Source organism: Tardiphaga sp. 862_B3_N4_1 (assembly GCF_051811085.1).
GTDB lineage: Bacteria > Pseudomonadota > Alphaproteobacteria > Rhizobiales > Xanthobacteraceae > Tardiphaga > Tardiphaga robiniae.
In genome coordinates, this window is record NZ_JBPWQB010000001.1 from 1,781,111 (window position 1) to 1,807,356 (window position 26,246).

28 protein-coding genes are annotated in these 26,246 nt (G+C 62.4%); 20 read left to right on the plus strand and 8 right to left on the minus strand.

Annotated features, from left to right (window positions below; all coding sequences use genetic code 11):
• The first annotated feature begins 45 nt into the window (after nt 1-45).
• Nucleotides 46-420, plus strand: coding sequence for a hypothetical protein (locus AB8B02_RS08220; RefSeq protein ID WP_175367323.1), 375 nt, complete (start codon nt 46-48; stop codon nt 418-420).
• 25 nt (nt 421-445) lie between these two features.
• Here AB8B02_RS08220 and AB8B02_RS08225 read toward each other — a convergent pair whose 3' ends face one another.
• Nucleotides 446-1,078 carry a TetR/AcrR family transcriptional regulator gene (locus AB8B02_RS08225; RefSeq protein WP_175367322.1) on the minus strand — a complete coding sequence of 211 codons (633 nt, stop codon included), beginning with the start codon at nt 1,076-1,078 and terminating at the stop codon, nt 446-448.
• Nucleotides 1,079-1,210: 132 nt separating this feature from the next.
• Here AB8B02_RS08225 and AB8B02_RS08230 point away from each other — a divergent pair, with 132 nt between their 5' ends.
• Entirely contained in the window at nt 1,211-1,597 is a 387-nt protein-coding gene (locus AB8B02_RS08230; RefSeq protein ID WP_175367321.1) for a nuclear transport factor 2 family protein, read from the plus strand.
• Nucleotides 1,598-1,631: 34 nt separating this feature from the next.
• Here AB8B02_RS08230 and AB8B02_RS08235 read toward each other — a convergent pair whose 3' ends face one another.
• The gene (locus AB8B02_RS08235) at nt 1,632-1,763 is read right to left on the minus strand and encodes a hypothetical protein (protein WP_439063657.1); all 132 of its coding nucleotides are present in this window, start codon (nt 1,761-1,763) and stop codon (nt 1,632-1,634) included.
• Nucleotides 1,764-1,806: 43 nt separating this feature from the next.
• Here AB8B02_RS08235 and AB8B02_RS08240 point away from each other — a divergent pair, with 43 nt between their 5' ends.
• On the plus strand, nt 1,807-2,919 hold the full coding sequence (locus tag AB8B02_RS08240) for an alkene reductase (RefSeq protein WP_439063658.1): 1,113 nt from the start codon (nt 1,807-1,809) through the stop codon (nt 2,917-2,919).
• Nucleotides 2,920-2,946: 27 nt separating this feature from the next.
• Here AB8B02_RS08240 and AB8B02_RS08245 read toward each other — a convergent pair whose 3' ends face one another.
• On the minus strand, nt 2,947-4,245 hold the full coding sequence (locus AB8B02_RS08245; RefSeq protein ID WP_439063659.1) for a polysaccharide deacetylase family protein: 1,299 nt from the start codon (nt 4,243-4,245) through the stop codon (nt 2,947-2,949).
• 117 nt (nt 4,246-4,362) lie between these two features.
• On the minus strand, nt 4,363-5,172 hold the full coding sequence (locus AB8B02_RS08250; protein WP_439063660.1) for a polysaccharide deacetylase family protein: 810 nt from the start codon (nt 5,170-5,172) through the stop codon (nt 4,363-4,365).
• A 135-nt stretch (nt 5,173-5,307) separates the two neighbouring features.
• Between AB8B02_RS08250 and mgtE the strand changes: the two genes are divergently transcribed.
• Nucleotides 5,308-6,738, plus strand: coding sequence for a magnesium transporter (mgtE, locus tag AB8B02_RS08255; protein ID WP_175367319.1), 1,431 nt, complete (start codon nt 5,308-5,310; stop codon nt 6,736-6,738).
• Nucleotides 6,739-6,986: 248 nt separating this feature from the next.
• Nucleotides 6,987-8,210 (plus strand): CaiB/BaiF CoA transferase family protein, encoded by a 1,224-nt coding sequence (locus tag AB8B02_RS08260; RefSeq protein ID WP_184515922.1) that lies wholly within the window; start codon nt 6,987-6,989, stop codon nt 8,208-8,210.
• 89 nt (nt 8,211-8,299) lie between these two features.
• On the opposite strand, the gene AB8B02_RS08265 is transcribed toward AB8B02_RS08260, so the two are convergent.
• The gene (locus AB8B02_RS08265; protein ID WP_439063661.1) at nt 8,300-8,695 is read right to left on the minus strand and encodes a hypothetical protein; all 396 of its coding nucleotides are present in this window, start codon (nt 8,693-8,695) and stop codon (nt 8,300-8,302) included.
• 570 nt (nt 8,696-9,265) lie between these two features.
• On the opposite strand from AB8B02_RS08265, the gene AB8B02_RS08270 reads away from it, so the two are divergent.
• From AB8B02_RS08270 to AB8B02_RS08290, 5 genes are all read left to right on the plus strand, one after another.
• A complete protein-coding gene (locus AB8B02_RS08270) occupies nt 9,266-9,751 on the plus strand; it encodes a lysozyme inhibitor LprI family protein (protein ID WP_439063662.1) in 486 nt (161 codons plus the stop codon).
• Nucleotides 9,752-9,933: 182 nt separating this feature from the next.
• Nucleotides 9,934-10,602, plus strand: a complete 669-nt coding sequence (locus tag AB8B02_RS08275) for a hypothetical protein (protein WP_439063663.1) — start codon at nt 9,934-9,936, stop codon at nt 10,600-10,602.
• A 292-nt stretch (nt 10,603-10,894) separates the two neighbouring features.
• Nucleotides 10,895-11,215 (plus strand): helix-turn-helix domain-containing protein, encoded by a 321-nt coding sequence (locus tag AB8B02_RS08280; protein ID WP_081421759.1) that lies wholly within the window; start codon nt 10,895-10,897, stop codon nt 11,213-11,215.
• 96 nt (nt 11,216-11,311) lie between these two features.
• Complete coding sequence (locus AB8B02_RS08285) at nt 11,312-12,130, plus strand: aldo/keto reductase (protein WP_439063664.1); 819 nt, start codon at nt 11,312-11,314, stop codon at nt 12,128-12,130.
• 85 nt (nt 12,131-12,215) lie between these two features.
• On the plus strand, nt 12,216-13,019 hold the full coding sequence (locus tag AB8B02_RS08290) for a YdcF family protein (protein ID WP_439063665.1): 804 nt from the start codon (nt 12,216-12,218) through the stop codon (nt 13,017-13,019).
• 4 nt (nt 13,020-13,023) lie between these two features.
• On the opposite strand, the gene AB8B02_RS08295 is transcribed toward AB8B02_RS08290, so the two are convergent.
• The gene (locus AB8B02_RS08295; protein WP_439063666.1) at nt 13,024-13,338 is read right to left on the minus strand and encodes a DUF3253 domain-containing protein; all 315 of its coding nucleotides are present in this window, start codon (nt 13,336-13,338) and stop codon (nt 13,024-13,026) included.
• Between the two features lie 116 nt (nt 13,339-13,454).
• Here AB8B02_RS08295 and AB8B02_RS08300 point away from each other — a divergent pair, with 116 nt between their 5' ends.
• The gene (locus tag AB8B02_RS08300) at nt 13,455-14,393 is read left to right on the plus strand and encodes a hypothetical protein (RefSeq protein WP_439063667.1); all 939 of its coding nucleotides are present in this window, start codon (nt 13,455-13,457) and stop codon (nt 14,391-14,393) included.
• Here AB8B02_RS08300 and AB8B02_RS08305 read toward each other — a convergent pair.
• Nucleotides 14,368-15,084 carry a DUF599 domain-containing protein gene (locus tag AB8B02_RS08305; protein ID WP_439064611.1) on the minus strand — a complete coding sequence of 239 codons (717 nt, stop codon included), beginning with the start codon at nt 15,082-15,084 and terminating at the stop codon, nt 14,368-14,370. The genes AB8B02_RS08300 and AB8B02_RS08305 overlap by 26 nt on opposite strands.
• 128 nt (nt 15,085-15,212) lie before the next feature.
• On the opposite strand from AB8B02_RS08305, the gene AB8B02_RS08310 reads away from it, so the two are divergent.
• The 9 genes from AB8B02_RS08310 to AB8B02_RS08350 all read left to right on the plus strand — a co-directional run bounded on the left by AB8B02_RS08310 (nt 15,213) and on the right by AB8B02_RS08350 (nt 24,305).
• Nucleotides 15,213-15,869: a glutathione S-transferase family protein gene (locus AB8B02_RS08310; RefSeq protein WP_120290250.1), complete on the plus strand. Its 657-nt coding sequence runs from the start codon at nt 15,213-15,215 to the stop codon at nt 15,867-15,869.
• Nucleotides 15,870-16,097: 228 nt separating this feature from the next.
• The gene (locus AB8B02_RS08315) at nt 16,098-17,051 is read left to right on the plus strand and encodes a hypothetical protein (protein WP_439063668.1); all 954 of its coding nucleotides are present in this window, start codon (nt 16,098-16,100) and stop codon (nt 17,049-17,051) included.
• A gap of 50 nt (nt 17,052-17,101) precedes the next feature.
• On the plus strand, nt 17,102-17,539 hold the full coding sequence (locus tag AB8B02_RS08320) for a DUF1489 family protein (protein ID WP_089267250.1): 438 nt from the start codon (nt 17,102-17,104) through the stop codon (nt 17,537-17,539).
• Nucleotides 17,540-18,595: 1,056 nt separating this feature from the next.
• Complete coding sequence (locus tag AB8B02_RS08325; protein WP_068730675.1) at nt 18,596-19,744, plus strand: thiolase domain-containing protein; 1,149 nt, start codon at nt 18,596-18,598, stop codon at nt 19,742-19,744.
• Complete coding sequence (locus tag AB8B02_RS08330; protein ID WP_439063669.1) at nt 19,744-20,133, plus strand: Zn-ribbon domain-containing OB-fold protein; 390 nt, start codon at nt 19,744-19,746, stop codon at nt 20,131-20,133. The genes AB8B02_RS08325 and AB8B02_RS08330 overlap by 1 nt, the downstream gene beginning before the upstream one ends.
• Nucleotides 20,134-20,375: 242 nt before the next feature.
• Nucleotides 20,376-21,236: a MaoC/PaaZ C-terminal domain-containing protein gene (locus AB8B02_RS08335; protein WP_439063670.1), complete on the plus strand. Its 861-nt coding sequence runs from the start codon at nt 20,376-20,378 to the stop codon at nt 21,234-21,236.
• Nucleotides 21,237-21,428: 192 nt separating this feature from the next.
• The gene (locus AB8B02_RS08340) at nt 21,429-22,307 is read left to right on the plus strand and encodes an SDR family oxidoreductase (RefSeq protein WP_439063671.1); all 879 of its coding nucleotides are present in this window, start codon (nt 21,429-21,431) and stop codon (nt 22,305-22,307) included.
• A 79-nt stretch (nt 22,308-22,386) separates the two neighbouring features.
• Nucleotides 22,387-23,343 carry a dihydrodipicolinate synthase family protein gene (locus AB8B02_RS08345; RefSeq protein WP_439064612.1) on the plus strand — a complete coding sequence of 319 codons (957 nt, stop codon included), beginning with the start codon at nt 22,387-22,389 and terminating at the stop codon, nt 23,341-23,343.
• A gap of 161 nt (nt 23,344-23,504) precedes the next feature.
• The gene (locus tag AB8B02_RS08350) at nt 23,505-24,305 is read left to right on the plus strand and encodes an NUDIX hydrolase (RefSeq protein WP_439063672.1); all 801 of its coding nucleotides are present in this window, start codon (nt 23,505-23,507) and stop codon (nt 24,303-24,305) included.
• A gap of 9 nt (nt 24,306-24,314) precedes the next feature.
• Here the strand turns inward: AB8B02_RS08350 and AB8B02_RS08355 are convergent, their stop codons facing one another.
• Nucleotides 24,315-25,883 (minus strand): long-chain-fatty-acid--CoA ligase, encoded by a 1,569-nt coding sequence (locus AB8B02_RS08355; RefSeq protein WP_439063673.1) that lies wholly within the window; start codon nt 25,881-25,883, stop codon nt 24,315-24,317.
• Nucleotides 25,884-26,246 lie beyond the last annotated feature (363 nt).

Here is a 26,246-nt window from a genome sequence, read left to right on the forward strand (position 1 = left end):
CCGGCAGCTAGACATGGCCGGTAGCGTCGATCTTCCGGAGCGGACATGAAATATCTGAGCTATGCCTACCGTTTCATCTCCAACTTTGCCTTTCTGGCGCTGGTCTATTTCAGCCTGAACTTCGTCGGCGCCTATCAGCAGCGCGCCATCGTGGCGGCGCTGGTGCTGGCCTATGCCGGCATGCGGGCGATCTCGGCGCTGCGCTCCTTCGTCTTCTTCAAGGCGATCGAGAAGCTCGAACTCGAAGCACGCCGGCTTGGTGGATTGGCCGGTGAAGGCCCTTCTGCCGTGTCGTCGCGCAAGGCTGTCGTGAAGGACGTGGTCGAGCAGCGCCAGGCCGGCGAGATGAAGTCCTATATCGACCTGCTGTTCCTCGGCATCATCGTGGTGCTGTGCATCGCCAAGATCGTGGCGAACTAACGCGATCTTTTTCCGTGACGGCGACCTAACGCTTCGCCAGCAGGGCCGTAGCGCAGTCCGCTACCTGATCGAGCTGCGCGCGTGAAGCACCGTCGCTGGCCTCGATCGACATGCCCTGCAACAGCGTGTTGAGCGTGTTGGCAACCGCTTCGACGTTGGTGTCTGCCGGCAACTGACCATCAACGACGCCGCGGCGCAGGCGCTCGAGGAACAGCCGGCGCCCTTCATCCCGCAATGCCTTAAGTGCGTCGGCCACGTCACGCGCCTCGGCCGGCACGTTGATTGCACCCAGCACCACGATACAGCCACACGGCGCCTCGGGTTTGGTTAGAATGGCGGTGGCCTCTGCGAAGAAGGTGGTAATCGCCCGGCGTACGTCGGGTTCGCCGTCCATCGCGTCCCACGTCTCGTCCCAGAACACCCGCTCGTAATGGCCGACAGCTTCCAGGAAGAGCTGGGCCTTGTTACCGAAAGCGGCGTACAGACTGGGAGGGTTGATCCCCATTGCCGTACAAAGCTCAGCGATCGACGCTGGTGCGAAACCCTTTTCCCAGAACACTTTCAACGCTTGTTCCAGCGCGGCTTCGCGATCGAAGCTGCGCGGCCGTCCCTTGGTACGGTGCGGCGAGATTTTCGGAGCTGGATCGGAAGCAGGCATCTTTTCGGAATCCGGATTGACTTTCCGTAGCGATCGCTACATATATGTTTTGTATCGATCACTACAATATGTCTGCCGTAAGTGTCACGTGATTTTTACGCGGCAGATCAATGCTTTCAAAGGAGATCAGTCATGACCAGGAATATCAAGACCGTCCCAACCGCCGACTTCGACGCCGTTGTTGCGGTCGCGCAAAGTTATGTGGACGGTCTTCGCGTCGGCAGCGCCAAGGATGTCGGTGGCGCGTTTCACGAAGATGCCGTGATGTACGGCTTCACCAATGGTTCGCCGATGGCCGGCACGATCCGCAATCTCTACGAGTTCGTGGACAAGAGCGGCAAAGCACCAGACATCAAGACGCGGATCGACGTGCTGGCGATCACGCCCACTACGGCGGTCGTCCGGGTCGACATGGAGAAGGACGCGATTGGCGCCGACTATACCGACTTCCATACACTGCTGAAGGATGCAGGCGGCTGGAAGATCGTCGCGAAGGTCTATCACCAGTACGAGGGCTGATCATCGATGCGGCGTCGCTGCCGATTGACGATTGTCACCCCACCGTGAGCCTCGTGCCGATCACCGGCACGCCGCGAAGCTTGATGCGCTGAACTGCACGTTCGACGTCCGGCTCGGCCACGATTGATCTGAACAGCTTGAGATCATTCGCGGCCGGTGGCCGCATACGCTGACTGATGTCCTGACCCGCCTTGAACCAGATTTTGAAAATGAAACCGATAACCGACAATTCGATCTGCACCGACCTTTTTTCGCCCGTCAGTCTGGGCGACATCAACCTTGCCAATCGCATCGTCATGGCGCCGCTGACCCGCAGCCGCGCGGGTGACGATGGCGTACCGACCGAACTGCACGCCACCTATTATGCGCAACGCGCCACCGCCGGCCTCATCATCGCCGAGGCGACGAACATCTCGCCGCAGGGGCGCGGCTATGCACTGACGCCCGGCATCTGGAGCGACGAACAGGTCGCGGGCTGGAAGAAGGTGACCGAAGCCGTCCATGCTGCCGGCGGCAAGATCGTCTCGCAGCTCTGGCATGTCGGCCGCTTCAGCCATGTCGATCTCCAGCCGGACGGACAGGCGCCTGTCGCGCCTTCCGCGGTGAAGGCGGAGGGGCAGACCTACACGAATGACGGCATGGTCGATGTGTCGATGCCGCGCGCGCTGGAGACTGACGAGATCCCCGGCCTGATCGCCGACTATGTTCGTGCTGCAGATAACGCCAAGCGCGCCGGATTCGACGGGATCGAAGTCCATTCGGCCAACAGCTATCTACTGGATCAGTTTATCCGCGACAGCACCAACAAGCGGACCGATCGCTATGGCGGCTCGATCGAGAACCGGACACGCCTGACACAGGAGGTGGTGGAGGCCGTGCTGCCCGCATGGGGCGCGGGCCGCGTCAGGATACGCCTGTCACCGACCACACCAGACGCCGGCAACACGCCGATGGATAGCGATGTGATGGCGACCTACGGCCATTTGATCCGCTCGCTCAATCGCTTCAATCTCGCTTATCTTCACTTCGTCGAAGGCGCGACCGGCGGTACGCGCGAAATTCCGGCGGGCATTGATCTCGATGCGTTGCGGGCTCAGTTCGAAGGGCCGTATATCGGTAACAACGGCTACGATCTCGATCTCGCGATCGATCGCCGCAGGGCGGGCAAGGTCGACGCAGTCGCCTTCGGCCGTCCCTTCATCGCCAATCCCGATCTGGTTGCGCGGCTGCAATATGATGCGGCGCTCGCTCAAGCGCCGCGAGATGCATATTATGGTGGCGGTGCGAAGGGGTATATCGATTGGCCGATCAGCGCATCGTAATCGGAACGTGAAACCATATCGTCGCGCTCAGCGCGGGGCGGCAACTGCCGTCGGATGCAGGCCCGGCGGAATGGCGCCGGGGATGGTGCGTCTGGCGGCGCTGGCGTCGATCGAGATCAGTTTCGCAATCGCATCTGAATCGCTGCCGCGGGCAGGCGCCGTCTGTTGTGCATGATGTGGTAGCTGCACGAGTGCCTTGATCGGCTTGCCGTGACGTTCGGCGAGCTCGAACAGGTCCTGTGCCGGTACCGGCAGCGAGGCACTGCTGGTCATCGCATGCAGCGCCGCGGCGCGCGGCCACGGAGCCTGTTCGGGCAATGGCACGGCATTGCGCGGCCGGCGCATGCGATCGAAATTCTCGGTCAGCGACAGCATCTGGTCGGAGGCCGAGATCGCCGGCGCCGGCAGCATGTCGTCATGGGCAAAGGCGAATGTCGGCACCTTGTGCCAGCGCGTGACGGCCACGGTCTCCGACACCGGATGCAACTGCCACTGCTGCGGCTCCGTGGGGGTCTTGGGCTTGTCGGGCGTGGCCGCCTCGACATGGACGATGCGATAGCCGCCGGCCTTGAGGTCGCGCAGGATGCCGGGCAGAGCGGCGACGGTCCGCGGCTGGATATCGTGCAGCAACAGGATGCCCTTGCCCTTGGCGGCGATGCGCGAAATCGCGAGGTCATGGACCTTCTGCGACGACACATGCCGCCAGTCGTCGGCCGGGAAATCGGCGCTCCAGGTCTGGATCCCGCGTGACGCGAGATAGTCTTCGACGACGCTGGCGCGCAGCAGGCCGGGAATCCGGAAGAACGGCGACAGCAGTGCGGGATCGCCGAGCGCCGCCGTGGTATTGGCGATGCCGTCCTCGATCTCCTGCTGCGCCTTCTCGATCGGCATGCGGTTCATGCTGAGCGGATGGTTCTGGCTGTGGGTGCCGACGGTGTGGCCGAGCGCGATCAGCTTGCGCACGCCTTCGGGATGTTCCTTCGCCATCCGGCCGATGATGAAGAACGTCGCCTTCACGCATTCGGAGGCCAGGATATCGAGGATCGCATTCGAGTGTTTCGGGATCGGACCGTCGTCGAAGGTCAGCACGACCTCCTTGTCCTGGAGCGGCAGCGTCTCGGCATATTGCATGGTGCCGATCTTGGGGTGCTCGCGGGGATCGACCACGATGGTGCGCGAGGTGCCGAGCGCGCCGGGATTGCCCGGGCACGCCTCGGCCGACAAAGCGCTGGTGGTGGAGGCTGCGGCGGCGGTGAACAGGGTCAGGCCGGTGAGCAGGCTCAGGCACAGAAGGCGTTGTGCCCGGTCAGTCGTCGCCTTGTTCATTGGTCGATCCGTCACTCGCTTTGATGTCGGCTGTGAAGTTACCGGGGCGGCTGTGAACGCAATGTTAATCATGTCGGCCCGCCGACGGTATTTTCCGCATCCTGATGATCGCGCGTTCTACTGGGAACTGGAGCGGGCGGACACTGCGGCCGGCGGCACGATATGCACGACCCGGTAGCGGTTCTCCCGGAGATAGCGCAGGAAATCGGGCAGCATCGCGGCAGTCTGCGCCTTGGTGTCGTGAAACAGGATGATTCCCCGCCCGGCGGCCTTGAGCCGGCCGGTAATCAGCTCCAGTTGCTGCTGCGGGGTCATGGGATTCCAGTCGCTGGCCCAGAAATCCGCGCCGAACACCGCGATCCGGCGGGATTGCAGCATGTCCAGCAGGGCCGGGGTCGACTCGAAATAGGGAAACCGGAAGAACGGCGTGGTCGGCACGGTCGTCGCCTTGCCGTTCAGGGCCATTTCGTCGGCGCTGATGCCGCGGTCGATCTGTTCGACGGCAGCCGCATTGCTGATCTTCTTGAGGTCGGCATGGGCGAGGGTGTGATGGCCGATGGTATGGCCCTCGGCGGCCATGCGCTTCACCAGCGCCGCATTGGCCGTCGCGCTGTTGCCGATCAGGAAGAAGGTCGCGCGAACACATTCGCGCGACAGCGCCGTGAGAATCTTCGTCGTGGTCGGCGCGTTCGGGCCATCGTCGAAGGTCAGCACAACCTCGCGGTCTTCCAGCGGCAGCGTATCCGGAAAGCTCTGGGTGCCGACGCGTGGATAGGTCTTCGGATCCACGGTGAGAATGCGTGCGGTCCCGAGCGTATCCTTGCGCGGGCAATCTTCGGCATGTGCGACGACGGTCGATGCAATCAAGGCAAGAATGGCGGCCTTCAACACGATCACGACACTTTCCCGGCCGCTGATTTCGCGCACCGCATTTTTCCGATTGCATCAGGCATTGCGCATTGGGTAATGCCTGATGCGAGCTTCCGTTCACAGATGGATTAGCGCATTTCCGACAGGATAGCGCTAGCTCCGTCACCCCCAAACAAGCAGGCGAGGTGCGGCATGGCCGATGACGTCGATCTCGCCCAATCGGTCGCTCCCGAGGAATTGTCGGCGCTCGACAAGATGCCGATGCGCGATGCCGAAGGCGACATCCGCCCCGAATTTGTTGAGGCGATCTCGCACGCGGTTCAGGTTGCCGATACCGCATTTCTCAAGGAGATCGTCGGCGAACTCCACGAGGCCGATCTCGGCGACCTGATCGAAGCCCTCGATGCCGACGAGCGCGCGCCCCTGATCGAGCTGACCGGCGCCGATTTCGACTTCTCGGCGCTCAACGAAGTCGACGACGCCGTCCGCGAGGAACTGCTCGAGGAACTCGAGCCGGAGACCGTGGCCGAGGGCGTTCGCGAACTCGATTCGGACGATGCCGTCGAACTGCTCGAAGGCGTCGACGAGGAGGTCCAGGACGAGATTCTCGAGAAGCTGCCGCTGTCCGAGCGCGTGGCGCTGGAGCGGAGCCTCACTTACCCGGAAAACTCCGCCGGCCGGCGGATGCAGACCGAGTTCATTGCGGTCCCGCCGGACTGGAATGTCGGTCAGGTCATCGACTATATGCGCGAAACGCCGGACCTGCCGGACCGGTTTTACGAGATCTATTCCGTCGGCGCCGATCAGCGCTGGCAGGGCGCAGTGTCGCTGGACGCGCTGCTGCGCGCGCGCCGTCCGGTGCTGCTGGCTGATCTGATCGATGAGGACCGCCGCCGCGTCTCGGTGTTGGACGATCAGGAGGAAGTGGCGCGGATGTTCGGCAAGTACAATCTTGTCGCGGCGCCTGTGGTCGATACCGATGACCGGCTGGTCGGCGTTATCACCATCGACGACGTCGTCGACGTCATCGAGGAGGAGGCCGACGAGGACCTCAAGGCGCTCGGCGGCGTCACGTCGGACGAAGAACTGTCGGACAATTTCTGGACCATCGCCAAGGGCCGCTTTACCTGGCTGCTGATCAATCTCGCCACCGCCTTCATCGCGTCGTCGGTGCTGGGCCTGTTCGAGGATCAGCTGCAGCAGATGGTGGCGCTGGCGGTGCTGGCGCCCATTGTCGCCAGCCAGGGCGGCAATGCCGCAACCCAGACCATGACGGTTGCGGTGCGCGCATTGGCGACGCGGCAGCTCAACCCCAACAACGCCATGCGCATCGTGATCCGCGAAGGCCTTGTCGGCCTGATCAACGGACTGGCCTTTGCCGTGATCACCGGCATCGCCGCCTATGCCTGGTTCAGGACGCCCGGTCTCGGCATCGTCATCGGCCTTGCAATGATCTGCAATCTGATCGCCGGCGCACTCGGTGGCATCCTGATCCCGATGGTGCTCGAACGCGTCAAGGCCGATCCGGCCGTGGCCTCCGGTACCTTCGTGACCACGGTGACCGACGTCGTCGGCTTCTTCGCTTTCTTGGGGATCGCGACGCTGTGGTTCGGGCTGAAGTAGGGATCATTCGCGACGTTTCAGCCGTCTTGATCCATCTTATGCTCAATTGCCCTTTGCGACTGCCGTGCCATCGGGCTGCGCAAGCCCGATGTCCAGATAAGCCTCTACCTGCTTCACGAGCTGTGCCCTCTTGAATGGGATAGCCCTCATGCTCACAAAGCGGTGCACTCGGGGTGATTTTCCTGTAAGCGCTCGCTTCACACGTTCTCCGTGGCCGACGTGACGAATGAACATAACAGGAGGAATACATGCCGGCTCTGCCGCTCTCGGGCATCAAGGTTATCGATATGACGCGGGTGCTTGCCGGCCCGATCGCGGGTCAGATGCTTGGCGATTTCGGCGCCGAAGTCATCAAGATCGAACGCCCTGGAACCGGCGACGATTCCCGCGCATTCGGCCCTCCTTATCTGAACGATCCGGACGGTAGCAGGCGAGACAACTCCTTCTATCTTTGCGCCAATCGCAACAAGAAATCGGTCACCGTCAATGTGGCCAAGCCTGAAGGCCAGGAGATTATTCGCGAACTCGTCAAGACCGCCGACGTGTTGCTGGAAAACTACAAGGTCGGCGACCTCAAGCGTTATGGCCTCGACTACGACGCGATCAAAGCCATCAACCCGCGCATCGTTTACTGCTCGGTGACGGGCTTCGGACAAACCGGTCCCTACGCCACACGCGCCGGCTATGATGCGATCCTGCAGGCGATGGGTGGTCTCATGAGCGTGACGGGCCATCTCGATGGCGAGCCGGGCGAGGGCCCCATGAAGGTCGGTCCCTCGATCGTGGACTATATGACCGGCTTGAATGCCACCATCGGCGTGATGTCGGCGCTCTATCATCGCGATGCCGGCGGCGGCGAGGGACAGCAAATCGATGCCTGTCTGTTCGATACGGTGATCGCCTCCCTTTCACATTGGCTCCAACCCTATCTCATCAGCGGAAAAGTCCCGCCGCGGCGCGGAACCTGGGGCAATGGCGGCATGCCTGCCGGTGTCTTCCGTTGCACCGATGGCGAGTTGATGCTCGTGAATGGCAATGACGGCCAGTTTCAGCGGACCTGCGAAGTGCTCGGAGAGCCGGATTTGGCCAAGGATCCGCGCTTCTTGAAGAACAACGACCGTGTCGTTCATGGGAAGGAGATCATGGCCATCTTCGCCGGTCTTTTCCTGAAGCAGCCCGTCGCCTACTGGCTGGAGCGTCTGGAGGCGGTCGGCGTACCGTCCGGCCCGATCAACGACTTCGATCAGGTTTTCGCGGACCCTCATGTGAAGTCCCGCGGTATGCGCGTGAGCTCAAACCATCCCTTCGAGCCGGCGCTTTCGCTCGTGCGAAATCCGCTGATGTTTTCGGGCACGCCGATCACCGAATATCACGCGCCGCCACTTCTCGGCTCCAACACGGACGAAATCCTGTCCACCATCGGCTACGACGGCGAACGGATCGCCGCGCTGAGGACGAAGGGCATCGTCTAGGCCGGTCGGGGCAGGCGATCGATGGCGTCACACCTGTATTCGCTCTCATCTCCGACCGACCGCAAGTCGGTCGGAGAGCCAATTAAAATTTAGCTGTTCGCTCGCGCGTTCATGCTTAACGTTCGACCATCGGATAGCCACGAACACACCGCGGCTGGTAGTCCTCCGACGAGCCCAACCATCAAGATTGGCCATAAGTCGTTTGATCCTCCCCACATGAAAAGCATGATCAAGACTGCAGGGAGTGCTGCCGTCACCGCCGTTCCCATAACTCGGAGTGGCTTTGCAGAAAGCATCCAATCGACCCAAGCCAGCAGCAAGGCCGGGATAACCGCGATTGCGTAGGACTCAACCGTCCAATCGAGAAGATTCTTAAACCCATCAGGTGCCGTGAATACGACCAACGCAAGAGGCGGAAAGAGAGCCGGGAAAATCAGAAAGCGTTTCATGCCACCTTCGTCAGTGTTCGTGGCGATCTTGTTCAATTTTGAAGTCTCATAGTGTTGCCAGCGGCGTAGCCGGGTAGCCGGTGGGTGCCCCAAACCGGTCCTGCCGTCGTTATCCGTCAACGTAGCAGCGTGCTCAACGCAACAATTGCAGCACCAAGCCCGGGCTTGCGGCGACAACGGCACTCAAAGCGAAGCCGACAGGGCCTAGCGCGAGAGCGCCAACAAATCCGTGCTGCTGCCAGCCATAAGGAGCACTGAAAATGTGGCCGCTCCAACTGCAGATATCGTCCATACAACTTGAATTGCGATCTTCAGAGTCGCCACGTCGGCGCTCCTATTCCACATTCAGATGAACCAATGCTGGGCCTTCGATGACCAAAGTTGCATGCGTCACTTATTGTCTGAAAATCTCGTGAGCCAGGTCAAGGCATATTCAAAGGCATTGATTGAAGAGAGCGTAGCGAAAGCCGCGTACCCGCTCGTTTCGCTTTCTCACTCGACGTCCGGCCCTTCCGCCACACCCGCCGGTGTACCGGCTCGCGGGGCTTCATTTGCTCACAGTGGTATTGCGTTCCATATTTTCGATGCGCCGAACGGAGATCTCAAATGAAGCTCAAACTTTCCGCCGCGCTGCTCGCCGCAAGCCTCGCGCTCTCATCGATAGCTTTCGCCCAGGGCACCGCGCCCGCCGACGTTGCAGTGATCAATGCTTGCCTGACGACCGCGGAGGAAACCGGCGGTTTCGGCGGCGCGTGTGTCGGGCTCGTCGCCGACCCCTGCATCAAAAAGGCGGAGGGCGTGAATGACGACGTCGCCAAATGGAAAGCCTGCGCGGCGCGCGAACTCGCCATTTGGACGCAGAAAACCAATGAGGCGCTAAAGAAGGTTGAGGCCGGCGGGTTCGCCGACAAGATCAAGGCGGTCAAGGACTCGCAGACAACCTTCGCCGCGTCGCGTGATCGCTTCTGCGCGGTCTTCGACAAAGTCGAGCCCGGCATGTACCGGGGCGACGCGAACTACTGCCGCCTGCGCGAGACCGCGAACCGCGCGCTGAGCTTGATCAAGCTCGGCGCTGCGGTCAACGAGCACTGAGACCTCTTAGTCCCACTCTCGATTGTCTCTCGCATAGGCGTATCGTCGATGTGGGGGCAGAGCGCGAGAGCTTTCCGCTGTTTTTGCAAACGACGTGACAGCCCTTCGAACAAAACCTGAAGTATTCCTCTTTCGTCACGATTTTATTTGGTTCGACCATCGTTGTTAAACGAGAGAAGCTATTGCAGATGCGCTCAATTTCTAATGTAAGCCAATACGGAGTTGATGGTCGAAAGTCGCTCTTCTTGCTCCTGCTTTTATTTGCGATCCCCTCGGATGACTGCTCCGCGCAGACACCGCCGCCCCCAATCAACGAACGTGCGTTCGAGCGCGTGCCGCCGACAGTCGTAACGAGGTTGGCGACCCGCTTTTCGCTAGGCTCATTTGCGGGCCGCTTCGAGGAGACGCGGCTCGACGCGGTTCGCGAAGCCCTGGGCGAAGGGACCATCCAACACCGAGGCGACGCTGGAGATAGTATCTATTGGCTGTGTTATCGGCGCGCGCAGCATCGATTGTGGGTCGTGTCCGGCGGGGAGATAGGCGGCCCGGATCATCTCGTCACGGAAATCGTTGAGGAGCTCACCGAGAAAGACGCCGGGGCTTCGACCGATTGCGGCATTATCCCGGAAAAATTCTCGCCCGTCATCGTCGACGGCAAGCTGCATTTAGGTATGTCGCGTCAGGAGGTAATCACGGCGTTGGGACCGCCGTCGAAGTCGGAAGCTGCTCAGATCGTGTATTCGCACGAAGGAAAGCTCGCAGACGGTTTCGATGAGACCGCTTGGCTCATTCTCCGATTTCGTGAAAACAAGCTTGTGTCCATGCGCGGCGGCAAGACCACAACGAATTGAAGTGGCTGCGAGCAGCGTTCGCGTTTTGCGACGGATGGGAGCGAGCCATGCCCGCTCCCGCACGACCTGCATCACATACCCGAGCCGAATGCCTATCGATGCCCGGATGGCGGCTCATGGTTCAAAGCGGCCTCGCTCGCCGAAGCATGTTTCACGCGGTTTCAGCAACAAGGGTGCCCGGCCATCCCGCATCTCTTGGGGCCGACGATCGCCAACACCGGGATCGCCGGCTCACTTGTCTTCACGGCTCCTTAACTGCAATCGACGACCATCACGCGCAATGAGGTCGAACATGCGCTTGCGGTTGAAGGCTGACGGACGGATCGTCGAATTGCGGGACGGGCACGAGGTGCCGTTAGTGCCCGATATGCCTGTCGTGCCGGAGCCGGTCGCGGTGCGACCCGGCGAGGCCGAAGTACGAGACCTGCGCCGCCGCGCGCAACTGACCCAGATGGAATTTGCCGCGCGTCTTGGCGTTCCCGTCGAAACGATCCGTAATTGGGAGCAGGGTAAGCGCATGCCGCGCGGTCCGGCCCGTGCCTTGCTGGCGGTGATCGCACACGCACCGGAGACGGTGTTCGCGGCGCTTGCACCGGTTGCTGCAGACGCCTGAACGATCGTTGTGGATTATCGCCTGTGCTGACGCGCCGGCGATGTCCGGGAAAAGCTTGTCGGCGTTCGTATCGTTCCTCCGTCAGAGGAGAAGATGATGCAGTTCGTGGAAGCAAACGGCGCCCGCATCCCGGCCATTGGCCTCGGGACATGGGAGTTGCGCGGCCGCATTTGTGCACGCGTCGTCGAGCAGGCGATCCGGCTCGGCTATCGCCACATCGACACCGCACAGGTCTATGAGAACGAGCGCGATGTCGGCGAGGGCATCCACGCGTCGCACGTTCGCCGTGACGAGATGTTCGTGACGACCAAGGTCTGGACCACGCATTTCGCGCCTCACAATCTCGAACGCTCCGTGAAGGAGAGCCTGACCAGGCTGCGGATGACCGAGGTCGATCTGCTCTTGCTGCACTGGCCGAACCCGCAGGTGCCGCTGGAGGAAACGCTCGGTGCGCTGGCGCATGCCAGGCAGATGGGCCTGACGAGACATATCGGCCTGTCGAATTTCACCGTGGCGCTGATCGAACAGGCGGTGGCCGCATGTCCCGCGCCGCTGGTCTGCGATCAGGTCGAATACCATCCCTATCTCGACCAGGCGAAGGTGCAGGGCGCCTGCCGGCAGAATGGTCTGGCCATGGTCGCCTATAGCCCGATCGCCCAGGGCAATGTCCGCGGCGATGAAACGCTTGCCGAGATCGGCAAGGCACATGGCAAGAGTGCAGCACAGGTCTGCCTGCGCTGGCTGGTCCAACAGGGCGCGGTGGCGATCCCGCGCACCTCCAAGGTCGAGCGTCTGTCGGAGAATATCGATGTGTTCGATTTCATGCTGTCCGAAAACGAGATGTCCCGGATTTCGCATCTGGCGCATCCGAAGGGGCGGCTGACCGACTACGGCTTCGCGCCGAAATGGGATTGATCCATCAAGCCAGCCGGCATTTGCCGCATTGATCTTGTGGGCAGGATGGCTCATGCAGTGACACCGTCGGCAAGCCAAGGGCCTCATGTTTTTCACGTTCTCCAAGATGCTCGGCTTCTTCACGGAGCCGTCCAATGCGATCGCCATAATCTGCGTGATCGGCATTGTGCTGGTGCTGCTGCAGCGCCAGCGTGTCGGAACATTGCTGGTGACCTTTGGCATCCTGTTGCTGCTGCTGTTCGGCTATTCGCCTGTTGGCAATGTGCTGATGCTGTCGCTGACCGAGCGTTTTCCGAAATGGCAGGACGATGGCCGTGCACCCGACGGCATCATCGTGCTCGGCGGCGCCATCGATTCGGATTCGTCCGCGGCCCGCGGCTCGCTGGAGATCAATTCGGCCGGCGAGCGGATAACGGCGATGCTGGAGCTGGCGCGCCGCTATCCGCAGGCGCGCATCGTCTTCACCGGCGGCGCCGGCAGCCTGATTGAAAAGTCGCTGTCCGAAGCACCCGTCGCCGGTGAGCTGCTACGGCGTTTCGGCGTGGCGTCCGAGCGCGTCACGCTTGAAACCGCCTCCCGCACCACCGACGAAAATGCCGCCTTCACCGCGGGCCTGGTGTCGCCGAAGCCCGGCGAGCGCTGGCTGCTGGTGACGTCCGCCTGGCATATGCCGCGCGCGATCGGCGCGTTCCGCAGGGTCGGCTTCGATGTCGAAGCCTATCCGGTGGACTGGCGCACGCGCGGCTGGATCGATGCCACCGAGACCTTCGATTCCGCCAGCGCCGGCCTCGGCCGGAGCGATATCGCGGTTCACGAATGGGTCGGGCTGATCACCTACTGGCTCGCCGGCCACAGCAGCGAGTTGCTGCCGGGGCCGAAGAAGCGGTGATGCGTCACTCCGCCTTCGGCAACCCCAGCCGATACACGCCGCGGAAGTCGTTGGGATCTTCGACCGGCTTGCCTTTGCGATAGATCACGAGGCGGTCGGCGAGCGCTAGCGTCACGGCGGCGCGGCGGATCGGCATCAAGAGCGCGTGCCAGTCGCCCTCCGGCTCGATCACATGCGCAATCTCAGGCGGGCTCAGCGTGCCCGCGCCGTTGCGGGTGAGCGCGTCGAGGATGGCCTCGTCGAGCGGCAGGGGGGTGGGCTTCGGGGCGGCCGGTTTGGCGGCAGCCGGCTTCGGGGTCTTCGAACTGGGTTTGGACATGCTCTGCCATGACCCATCGTACCGCATGACGCAAGCTGTGGCTTGGCGGACATGGCGCGGGGCAGGGCACGACGCTATGATCGGGCCAGTCGGCGTACAGAAGTCTCATTAGCCCCATGGAACCAAGGTACCTCATCCGCGCAGCGATTGCCGTCTCGGTGGTCGGCCATCTCGCTTTGGCGGCGGGGGTCTATTTCGCCGATGCGCGTCCGATGGAGCAGCACGAGGAGAGCGTTGCCGTCGATCTGGTAACGCCGCAGCAGCTCGCAGAGGCGGAGAAGAAGGCCGAGGAGACGCCGCCGGAGCCCGAGAAAAAGCCAGAGAAGAAGCCGGAGCCGGAATTTCGGCTGCCTGATTTGACCAACAAGCCCACCCTGGAAGAGCAGAAGACCCAGGCCATCGCCGCCAAACCGCAGTCATCGGCGCAGAACACCCCGCCGCAGCCGCAGAAGACGTCGCCGCAGCAACCCGCGCCGTCACCGCAGCAGCAGGCCGCCCAGCAACCGCCGCCGCCTCAGCAGCAAGCCCAGCAACAGCCGCAGGCCACACCCGCAACGCCGCCTCCGTCAGCGCCTCCCGCTACGCAGCCGCCGTTGCAACAGCAGGCTGCGCTGCAGGCTCAGCCGCCGGCGCCGCAGCCCGGCCCGCAGCAGGTGCCGCCGCAGCCCGAGGCCGATATCACCGTGAAATACGGCGTCATGCTGGGCTTGCCCGAAGGCTTCGGCGGCGGCGCCGCGTCAGAGCAGGCGGACCTGTCCAAGCTGGATATCGCCGCTTTCCGGCGGCATCTCAAAACCTGTTCGAAGCTGCCCACCACCGTCGCGCGCGGCGATGACGCCAAGGTCAAGCTGCGCGCCGTGTTCTCGCCGGATGGCCGGCTGGTCGCGGAGCCCACGGTGATCGAGGTGCGGCGGCCGGCCAAGGCCGCGCTACTGATGCAGGCCGCCAAACAGGCGCTCGAAGCCTGCCAGCCTTATGCGATGCTGCCGGCCGACAAATACGACGAGTGGAAAGTGCTCGATCTCGATTTTACGCCGCAGGATTTCGCGGGGTAACCCTGATTTCGGCATCCGGCGCCATGGCCTGCCAGGCATTGGAGGCGAACTGCCGGCGCCAGGTCACGATCACCACGGCTGCCGTCGAGACCAAAAACACCCAGGGGCTGACGAACCAGCCGAGATAGCCGAGCGCGAAGAAGAAGGCGCGCTGCCCGCGGTTGAAGTGCCGGGCCGCTGCGCCAAACATCCGCGTGGTGCGCACCACATGCGCTTCGGCCTCCGGCGTGTCGCGCTTCGAGGCCAGCGGCATCGCCCCGATCAGGATCGCGACGTAGTTGAACAGCCGATACGACCAGGCGAATTTGAAGAACGCATAGACGAAAATCAAAATCAGCCCGAAGCACTTGATCTCCCACATGCCGGGCGTGGTGTTGAAGCCGAGCGGCAGGTTCTGCATCATCGGCATCACTTCGTTGGTGGCGCGCAGCAGGGCCAGCGAGCCACCGATGGCGATTAGCGTGGTCGATGCAAACCACGCGGTACCGTTCTGCAGCGAGGTCATGATGTGGGTATCGACGATGCGCGCCTCGCGCTCCAGCAGGCGGCGCATCCAGACCTCACGATAGGTGTGCATGCGTGCCGACAGGCTGTCGCGGCCGTATTTGGTGTGCTCCAGCGTGATCGCGTAGGTCGTCCACTCCAGGATGAAGAAGCCCAGCGCGAAGACGTCGACCCAGGAATAGTTGATCATGAAGCACCTATTGTATCAGTTGGCACTTCTGCCACGCATGCCGTGATGCAGCAACAAGCCTGTGCACGCGGCTTGCTTGCAGCGGCGTATGCGTGGCAATTTACCGGTCTCGCAAGGAGTGGTTGATGTCGCTGTCGCTGGTGATCGGAAACAAGAATTATTCGTCCTGGTCGATGCGGCCATGGGTTGCGCTGAAGGCCTGCGGCATCCCCTTCGCGGAGGTGTTTGTCCCGCTCTACACGGATGCCGCCGACAAGCAGCGCATTCTCGATGTGACCCCGTCCGGTAAGGTGCCGGCGCTCGTCGATGGCGAGATCACGGTGTGGGATTCGCTGGCGATCATCGAATATGCCGCCGAGCGTTTTCCGGATGCAAAGCTCTGGCCGGAGGACCGGGCCGCGCGCGCTCATGCGCGTTCGGTATCCGCCGAGATGCATTCCGGTTTCATGCCGCTGCGCAACGAATGCGGTATGAACCTGCACCGGCCGGTCCGCGCGAAGGCGCTGTCCGACGATGCCAAGGCCAATATCCGGCGTATCCAGCAGATCTGGGCCGATTGCCGCGCACGCTACGGCAAATATGGACCGTATCTGTTCGGCGCCTTCAGCGGCGCGGATGCCATGTATGCGCCGGTGGTGCACCGGTTCCTGACCTACGACATCGATGTCACGCCGGAAGCACGTGCGTATATGGATACGATGCAGGCGCTGCCGGCGTTCCGGCAATGGACCGACGAGGGCCTCGCGGAAACCATCGTCATTCCGCGCTTCGAGGATGACTAAAGCGTTTTCGAGCGAAGTGGACAGCGGTTCGCGTCCAGAAAACGCGTCAAAATAAAAGATCGGGCCAAGGTTCTGATTTCATCAGAATCCAGGCCCGCGCCGCCACGATTTCGTCATGACCGGGGCCGTGCCATAACAACCGCATATTGCGGGTTCATGGCAGCCGGACTTTCTTCGGGAGCATTTTCTTCGGAAGAATATGGCTTCCACATATGCGGGGACGACTCGATGAACGGGGTATGGGCGAATTCGCTCGATCAAATCTGGCGCGCGCCGACGCTTCCGATGTGGCTCGCGCTGGCTGCCTCCATCTTCTTCGCCCTGATCGTGCTGGCGACGCTGCTGCGCGCCGAGAAGTCTGTCGCCAATGGCGCGCTGACCGTGATCACGCTGCTGGCGATCGGCGTTGCCGCTGCTGCGACACTGCGCAAATCCGAAACCGCCGGGCAGGACGCCTCGCACGCCGTCGTTGCAATGCCTCAGGTGAATGCCTCGCTGCCGGCGCTGTCCTGCCTCGACGATCTCGCCGGCGATATGGTGCTCGCGGGCTGCGAGAAGGTGCTGTTTGGCTCCGCGGATTCGGTGGCGGCTGCCGTATCGGCCTCGGCTGCGCAGATCAATCGTTTGACCTCCTATGGCGATGTCGCGGCAGCGAATAAATCCATGACGCCTGAACTGGCCGGGCTGCGCCGCGCGATCGAGCGCGATCGCTACGGTCTGATTGCCTATGTGCTGCAATCGCGCGATCGCTGCATGCCGGAGAGCTGCGCTGCCTATGCCGCGCTGACCGATCACAAGCGGATTGCCGCGAATATGGAAGAGCGCACCTATGAGGGCCTCGTGACGCGCTATGCGCCCGGCTGGAATGCGCCGCCTGCGGCTGCAGCCGCTGCGACGGGCGCGCTGGCCGGATTGCCGGCGTCGGTTCCGACCGGCAAGCCGACCACGGCCGATTTCCCGTCCTCGTCCTCGATTCCGCCGATCTCGATCATGACGGAAACGCCCGTGAAGCCGCCGGCCGCCGCCAATGCGCAGGCGCCTCCGCCGCGCGCGGCGTCGACAACGCCGCCACCTGCGGCCGCGAAGAAGCAGCCCGCACCGAAGACCGCCGCTCGTCCACAGGCGCCTGCCGCCCCAGCGCCCGTGCAGCTTGCACCGGAGGCTCCGCCGGCCGATAACTGAGCGGTGGATAACGCCTTGTAAAACCGCGTCGCACTGCTGATTTCTGACCCATGCCCCTGCATCTCATCAAGCTCGCCGTCGGCTGCGAATCCATCGCGGATTTCAAGAGCTATCTCGCTGAACGGATGCGCGCAGCAAAAGCGCGCGGCGCGCCCCAGCATCACATCCACATCACCCGCATGGTGCCGAAACGCGATGTCGAACTGCTCGATGGCGGTTCGCTCTACTGGGTGATCAAGGGCGAGATCGCCTTGCGCGAAAAGATTCTTGCGATCGAACCGTTCCGCGACAGCGACGGTATCAATCGCTGTCGCCTGGTGATGCAGCCGAAACCGGTCACGGTCGCGCCGCGCCCGCTGCGCCCGTTCCAGGGCTGGCGCTATCTCACCGACAAGGACGCCCCGCCGGATCTCGGCAAGGCTGCCGCGAGTATCGAGGCAATGCCGGAGCCGATGCGGCGCGAGCTGCGGGAACTGGGGCTGCTGTAGGGCAGGGCTCGCTCGTCATTCCACCCATACTCGTCATTCCGGGGCGCGCGAAGGCGGCAATGCCGCCGAAGCGCGAACCCGGAATCTCTAAGTGTTCGGCGTGATCGGAGACTCCCATGCTGGGATTCCGGGTTCGCGCGCGCAAAGATGCGCGCACGCCCCGGAATGACGAGTGGGGGCGGTAAGCTCATCCCTAAACATTTATTCCTACATCCCGTTGACAAGATCTCCATCAGGTTTATATTCCCCGTTGTCCTGCCCCGCCGAGAGGGGCGATCGCGATCGTCACGTTCGCGGGGTGGGATGCGGTGGACGCCGGAGATGCGGCGTCACGCGGTTCATGGGGGAACGTCTGTCTTCGGGCAGGACGGATCTGCGCCAGCACTGCCACTGGCAAGGAGACGGCCGGCCTTGGGATCGACAGACCCCTGGACAGTGTGACGGACGACCAAATCGAAACGCGTTCGGCCTAGTCGCTTGAGGCTCCCTTCCCATCGCCTTGGGACTTTAATTCGCGATCGGAGCGTTCGTCGAGGCAAAGTGCAAGCAACCGAAAAACACCGCAGGCGGAACGTCGGGCACTTGCTCGGCGCCTCCGAAAGTCCTGATGCATTCACTTGCGGAAGACCGCATTCGCATCAGGCCCAAGGGTGCAACGGGCACCCGGCGTTCCGCACGCCCTCTCACAAGGGGCGGGAATGCAAGAGACGACGGCGCCCCCGCGCCGCAAACAATGGGGGCGATGACGCATGTCTGAAGGGCAGTGGCTGTTTGACAGTTGAATCCGCATCGAACGTCGCGGCCTGCGCGTAACGCGCGCTGTCGTCGGCACCGGCCAGCCCACCACTTCCGGAAATCCTGACCTCCGCTTTTGTCAGAGCTCGCTGACCAGATTGGTAAACAGCTAAATCAATGGCGAAAAAGCTCCCCGGCTGTGTTGCATCCATTCCGCTCTGTGAAATTTACGTCCGCAGCGTGAAATGTTGTCGCTTGCCAAGGCTGCCGTGAAAGGTCACAAAAAACTGAACTGGGACGAAACACCAATCGGAGAGACGTTTGAGCATCAAGGGCAAGGCATATATCGCCGGCATCTACGAACACCCGACCCGGCACGCGCCGGACAAATCCATCGCGCAGTTGCATGCCGAAGTCGCCAAGGGCGCGCTCGAGGATGCGGGCCTGACGCACAAGGACGTCGACGGCTATTTCTGCGCGGGCGATGCGCAAGGGGGCCTGTGGCCGATGGTCGACTATCTCGGCCTCAAGCCGCGTCACGTCGACTCCACCGAGACCGGCGGCTGCTCCTACATCATCCATCTCGGCCATGCCGCGCAGGCGATTGCCGCCGGCAAGTGCTCGATCGCACTCGTCACGCTGGCCGGCAAGCCGCGCACCGGCGTGATGCCGCCGCGTCTGCAGGGCGCCGAAGCCGATTTCGAGACCGCTTACGGTGCGACCACGCACAATGCCTATGGCATGTGTGCCATGCGTCATATGCACGACTACGGTACGACCAGCGAACAACTCGCCTGGATCAAGGTCGCGGCCTCGCATCACGCGCAATACAACCCGCACGCGATGCTCAAGGACGTCGTCACCGTCGAGGACGTGCTGAACTCGCCGATGATCTCCGATCCGCTGCACCGCATGGATTGCTGCGTCGTCTCCGACGGTGGCGGTGCGATGATCGTGACCACGCCGGAAATCGCCAAGAGCCTGAAGAAGCCGCTGGTGCGCCTGATCGGCCATGGCGAAGCCATGAAGGGTCCGCGCGGTGGCAAGGATCTCGACCTCACTTACTCCGCCGGCGTGTGGTCCGGTCCGCGTGCTTTCGAGGAAGCGGGCGTGACGCCGCAGGATATGAAATACGCATCGATCTATGACAGCTTCACCATCACCGTTCTGATGCAGCTCGAAGACTTGGGCTTCTGCAAGAAGGGCGACGGCGGCAAGTTCGTCTCCGACGGCAACCTGATCTCGGGCGTCGGCAAGCTGCCGTTCAACACCGATGGTGGCGGCCTCTGCAGCAATCATCCCGTCAATCGCGGCGGCATGACCAAGATTCTCGAGGCCGTTCGCCAGCTGCGCGGCGAAGCCCATCCCAAGGTGCAGGTGCCGAATTGCGATCTGGCGATCGCCCATGGCACCGGAGGCCTGCTCGGCGTACGTCACGCCGCATCGACCGCTATTCTGGAGCGCGTGTAATGACTGAAGCCAAGAAGTATCCGACGCCCGCCGGCAATCCTGAATCGCAGCCGTTCTGGGATGCGGCCAAGGACGGCAAGTTCATGATCAAGCGCTGCACGACCTGCGGCGAAGCGCATTTCTTCCCGCGCGCGATCTGCCCGTTCTGTTTCTCCGACAAGACCGAATGGGAACAGAGCTCGGGCGAGGGCGAGATCTACACCTACAGCCACATGCGCAAATCGGCGACCGGTCCCTACGTGATCGCCTATGTGACGCTGAAGGAAGGCCCCTCGGTGCAAACCAACATCGTCGACTGTGAGCCGGACAAGCTGAAGATCGGCCAGAAGGTGAAGCTGGTGTGGAAGCCCACCGACGGCGCGCCGCTGCCGTTCTTCACGCCGGCGTAGCGCTCGCTTTCTTCCCCTCTCCCCCAGCGCGGCAAAGCCGCGCGCCGCGGGAGAGGGTGGATCGAACGCTCTAGCGAAGCTTCGCTTCGCAGGGGCGTTCGAGACGGGAGAGGGCGGTGCTTTCCGCTACCCCTCTCCCTGCAAAGTGTGGAGTGGGCGCCTGTGCTGCCCTCTCCCGCAAGGGGAGAGGGCGCAATTATCGGCGCCGCAAAGCAAAAAGAACAATCGAGGAGCGAACTCAAATGCCCATCAACTACGAAGCCCTGATGGCGATGAAGAATATCGGCCAGAAGTACTCCTGGACCGATCGCGAAGTGATGCTCTACGCCTACGGCATCGGCATGGGCGCCGATCCGATGGACGAGCGTGAACTCGCTTTCGTCAATGAAGGCACCTATACGCCGCGTCCGCTGAACGTCGTTCCGACCTATGCATCGGTTGCCGCATGGGGCTCGGGCCCGGGCGAGATGGGTCTCAATAAGCTGCTCGTTGTCGATGGCGAGCGCGACATCACCTTCCACAAGCCGCTGCCGGTCGCGGCCAAGATCACTGCCGATAGCAGTGTGCTCGGCGTGTTCGACAAGGGCGCCGACAAGGGCGCGGTGATCCTGCACCAGACCATTCTGCGCGATGAAGCTGGGGAGGCGCTGGCGACTTTGGTAGCCTCACGCTTCGCCCGCGGCGATGGCGGCTTCGGCGGCAAGTCCGAAGGCCAGCCCGAGCCGCATGCGATGCCGAAGCGCGCGCCGGACAAGACGGTCGATATCACCACGCGGCCCGATCAGGCGTTGATCTATCGCCTGTGCGGCGACCGCAACCCGCTGCATTCCGATCCGGAATTCGCCAAGCGCGCCGGCTTCCCGCGGCCGATCCTGCACGGCATGTGCACCTATGGCATCACCTGCCGCGGCGTGCTGCAGACCTATGCCGATTACGATCCCTCCGCCTTCAAGCAGCATGCGGTGCGGTTCTCGTCGCCGGTGTTTCCCGGCGAAACCGTCAGCATGGATCTGTGGAAGGACGGCAACGTGGTGTCGTTCGAGGCCAAGGTGAAGGAACGCGGCGTCACCGTGATCAAGAGCGGCAGGACGGTGCTGGCTTAAACCTCTCGGCTGTCGTCCCCGCGAAGGCGGGGACCCATAGCCTCAGGCAGCGCGGTCGAAACGGCGGAGCCACCACGACCTCGCTTCAACTAGCGCTACGGCGTGTATGGGTCCCCGCCTTCGCGGGGACGACAAAACAAACGCAACGTCGATTGCGTAGTAGAAGACAAAAAACCACGCAGGGAGAACGTCATGGGTCTTCTCGACGGCAAGGTCGCCATCATCACCGGCGCCGGTGGCGGCCTCGGTGAAGCCTACGCAAAACTGTTTGCGAGCGAAGGCGCATCCGTCGTGGTCAACGATCTCGGCGGCCCGCGCGATGGTTCAGGCTCTGATCTCTCGATGGCACAGCAAGTCGTCGACGCCGTCACCAAAGCCGGCGGCAAGGCGGTCGCCAATGGCTCGGACATCTCGACCATATCAGGCGGCCAGTCGGTGTTCGACGATGCCATCAAGGCGTTCGGCAAGGTCGATATCCTCGTCAACAATGCCGGCATCCTGCTGGACCAGACCTTCGCCAAGGCGTCCGAGGCGGCGTGGGACAAGGTGATGAAGGTGCATCTCAAAGGCACGTTCTGCGTCACCCAGCCGGCCTTCAAATGGATGAAGGAAAACGGCGGCGGCGTCATCGTCAACACCTCCTCGACTTCCGGCCTGATCGGCAACTTCGGCCAAAGCAATTACGGCGCGGCCAAAGGCGGCATCTGGGGCCTGTCCAATGTGCTGGCCATCGAGGGTCGCAAATACAATATCCGCGTGTGGACGCTGGCGCCGGGCGCGCTGACGCGGATGACCGCGGACCTGCCGCGCTATATCGAAAATCCCGGCGCGGCCCTGGGTCCGGACGGTATCGCGCCGGCGGTGCTCTACATGGTCAGCGATCTCTCCGGCAGCCAGACCGGCAAGGTTCTCGGCGTGTCCGGCCCGCGCGGCGTTCGCGAGATGAAGATGATGGAAATGGAAGGCTGGAAGCCGCCCCATGACGGCTGGAGCGCGCAGGACGTGGTGACCCATGCCGGCGAGATATTCTTCTCGGAGGAGGCGAGCCAGCACGGGGCACGGCGTTTTTGAGGGGCAGTTGGGTCCGGTTCGGGCGGACAGACCGGATATTTCCCGGTAGAATGCCGGCATCCATTCACAGAGGCCCATGATGAAACTGACCGCCAAAGCCGCCGGCACCTTCGCCATCGCACCGACCCCGTTCCTCGACGACGGCCGCATCGACGACAAATCGATCGACGGCCTGACGGATTTCTATGCCCGGGTCGGCTGCAACGGTGTGACCGTGCTCGGCATCATGGGCGAGGCGCCGAAGCTGGAGGGGGCCGAGTCCGAGGCCGTGGCCACCCGCTTCATCAAGCGTGCTGGCGACAAGATGCAGATCATCGTCGGCGTTTCCGCGCCGGGCTTTGCCGCCATGCGCTCGCTGGCGCTGAAGTCGATGGATGCCGGCGCTGCCGGCGTTATGATCGCCCCGCCGCCGCATCTGCGCACCGACGATCAGATCACCAACTATTTCAAGGGCGCTGTCGAGGCCATCGGCGACGACGTTCCGTGGGTGCTGCAGGATTATCCGCTGACATTGACCGTGGTGATGACCCCCGCCGTGATCCGCAAGATCATCATGGACTCCAAGTCCTGCGTGATGCTGAAGCACGAGGACTGGCCGGGCCTGGAGAAGATCACCGCGCTGCGCAACTTCCAGAAGGACGGCAGCTTGCGCGAAACCTCGATCCTCACCGGCAATGGCGGCGTGTTCCTGGATTTCGAAATGGAACGCGGCGCTGATGGCGCGATGACGGGTTATGCCTTCCCTGAACTTCTGATCGACGTCGTCAATCTCTCGAAGAAGGGCGAGCGCGACAAGGCGCACGATCTGTTCGATGCTCATCTGCCGCTGATCCGCTACGAGCAGCAGCTCGGCATTGGTCTGGCAGTCCGCAAATACGTGCTGCAGAAGCGTGGTGTTATTGCATCAAGCGCGCAGCGCAAGCCGGGTGTGGCGATCACGGCGCAGGCGAAGGCGGAGGTCGATTATCTCCTCTCGCGCGTCGCGCGCTACGACAAACGCGCGAACATCGCGCCGCAGTCGAGTGCTGCGGGTTAATAACTCCCCAGAGGTGTCATGGCCGGGCTTGACCCGGCCATTCATCTTCAGGGTTGCCAAGTAAAAGATGGATGCCCGGATCAAGTCCGGGCATGACAAACGAGAGGTCGGCGATCGCCGGCACAACAGGCATCAAAGAATGCCGATCAGGGAGAAACTGAATGCCAAGCGAGCCCGGCGTTGTGCGTCCTGCTTCCACCATCCTCCTGCTGCGCAAGGGTGCAACCGACGCCATCGACGTCTTCATGATGGTGCGGCACTATCAGATCGAATTCGCATCGGGCGCACTGGTGTTTCCCGGCGGCAGCGTCGATGCCGGAGATCGCGAGATCGGTACGCAGCCGAACCTATATAGCGGCGGTGACGGCCTCGATCCCGACATGCTGGCATTCAAGATCGCCGCGATCCGCGAGACGTTCGAGGAAAGCCGCATCCTGCTGGCGCGACCGCGCGGCTCTAACGACCTGATCGCTGCGACGAAGGCGAGCACCATCGCCGATCAGCATCGCGATGCGTTGAATGAGGGCAAGGTCAAATTCGCCGATATCATTGCCGAGAACGATCTGGGGCTCGCGCTCGATCTGCTCGTGCCCTATGCGCACTGGATCACACCGGAGGGCATGAAGAAGCGATTCGACACCTGGTTCTTTCTCGCCGAGGCGCCGCCTGAACAGGTCGGTATGCATGACGGCAAGGAGTCCACGGATTCGATCTGGCTGTCGCCACGCGAAGCGCTGGAAGGCGGCGCATCGGGCCGTTTCACGCTGCCGTTCCCGACCACGCGGAATCTGATCAAGCTCGGCAAGCAGCCCAGCGTCGCGGGGGCACTTGACGACGCGAGCCGCAGTACGATCGTCAGCGTCACACCCATCGTCACGCGCGATGGCGACAAGCGCCAGTTGCGGATTCCGATCGAGGCCGGCTATGACGGCGAGGTGTTCGAGCTCACCGGTGCGCCGTAGAGTTCGGGCCTATCCCGCCCTGGCTTGCGGCGCCGCTGCGGCATTCTCCCAGAATGGCCGCCGCAACTCGCGCTTCAGCACCTTGCCGGCACCCGACAGCGGGAAGGGCTCGCTGCGGACGTCCACGCTGCGTGGGCACTTGTAGCCGGCGATCTTCTCCTTGCAGAAAGCGATGATCTCGCCGGCATTGACACTCGCACCGGGTTTCGGAATGACGAAGGCGTGTACGGTCTCGCCCCATTGCGAATCGGGAATGCCGATCACGGCGCATTGCGCCACGGCCGGGTGTTGTGCGACGACATTCTCGACCTCGGTGGAGTAGACGTTCTCGCCGCCTGAGATGATCATGTCCTTCATCCGGTCGACGAGATAGATGTAGCCTTCATCGTCCATGTAGCCGCCGTCGCCTGTATGCATCCAGCCATCGATCACGGCCTTGGCGGTTTCCTCCAGTCGCTCCCAATAGCCCATCATGACGTTCTGGCCGCGGACCGCGACCTCGCCGACTTCACCATTCGGCACAGGCTTGCGATTGGCGTCGACGATACGCGCCTCGCAGCCGATCGCCGCGCGGCCACAGGCGCGTTGACGGTTCTTGGCGGTGGCTTCCTCGCCGAAATGTTGATCCCACGGCAGGTGCGTCGCCAGCGGCGACAGTTCGGTCATGCCGTAGAGCTGATGGAATTCGGTGCCCGGCATGCCCGCCATCGCACGCTTCAGCAGCGCGTCGTTGATCGGCGAGGCGCCATACATCATGATTTTCAGCGATGACAGATCGGCGGTCGCGAAAGCGGGGTGATCGACCAGCATCTGGATCATGGTCGGGACGATCAACGTCGCCGATACTTTCTCGCGGGCGATGGTCTGCATTACCAACTCCGGATTGAACATCCGGACGATGACATTGGTGCCGCCAGAGGCCAGCGAGGTGAACATCACGCCGCCATTGGCGACGTGAAACATCGGTGCGGCGTTGAGATAGACCGAGCCATAGGGCAGCAGGCCTTCGCTCATCATGTGCAGCGAGTTGCTCATGATATTGCCGTGGCTCAGCATCACGCCTTTGGAACGGCCTGTGGTGCCGCCAGTGTAAAAGATACCCGCCAGATCCTCGCGTGTCCGCATCGCATCCAGCACGGGCTCTGTCGATTGGACCAGCTCATCGTAGTTGTGCGCTTCCGCGGGACCTTTTTCGTCGTCCGCATAGACCAGCGTGAGCGGCATGGCCTTAGCGAGTTCGACGCCCATGGCGGCGAAGGCGCTGTCGACGACGAGCGCCGTGGCACGGCAGTCGAGCAGGGAGTCGAGAATTTCGGCCTGACTCCAGCGCACATTGGTCGGCACGATCACAGCGCCGGCCCAAGCGATACCCAGATAGAGTTCGAGATAGCGGTCAGAGTTCAGCATCAGCACCGCCACGCGGTCGCCATGCTTGACGCCAAGCTTTTGCAGCGCACCGGCGAGCCGCGCGACGCGGTCTCCAACCTCGCGCCATGTCCGGCGGCGATCGCCGTCGATAGTAGCTATTGTCTGCGGGCTGGTTTGCAGCGCACGGCGCAGGCCCTGCGTGATGTTCATGGCGTTTCCCCTCGATACTGCGGATGCTGTGCGCATCTCTGTCGAGCGATCATAACGATGGGTGAGGGGCGGGCAAGCGCGGTTGATCGCTTATATCTCACCAGATGGTTCAAAAGATCTCCGCGATCTTTGCGATGCAAAACGCGTCAGAGAAAAATCTGGAACTGTTCTCATCTGTTGACGATTCAACTCCTGCGCGTAACATCGCGACAGGCCCGCCAGAGGCCATTGGGAGTGAAATGCATGAGACAGCTTGCTCGTCGGGGCGCGCCCTTGCGTCCATTTTTCAACGGGACACTCAACTCACATAGAATACTGCACCGTTGGCTCCGAACATCCATCGCAGTAGCGCTCGGCGCGACG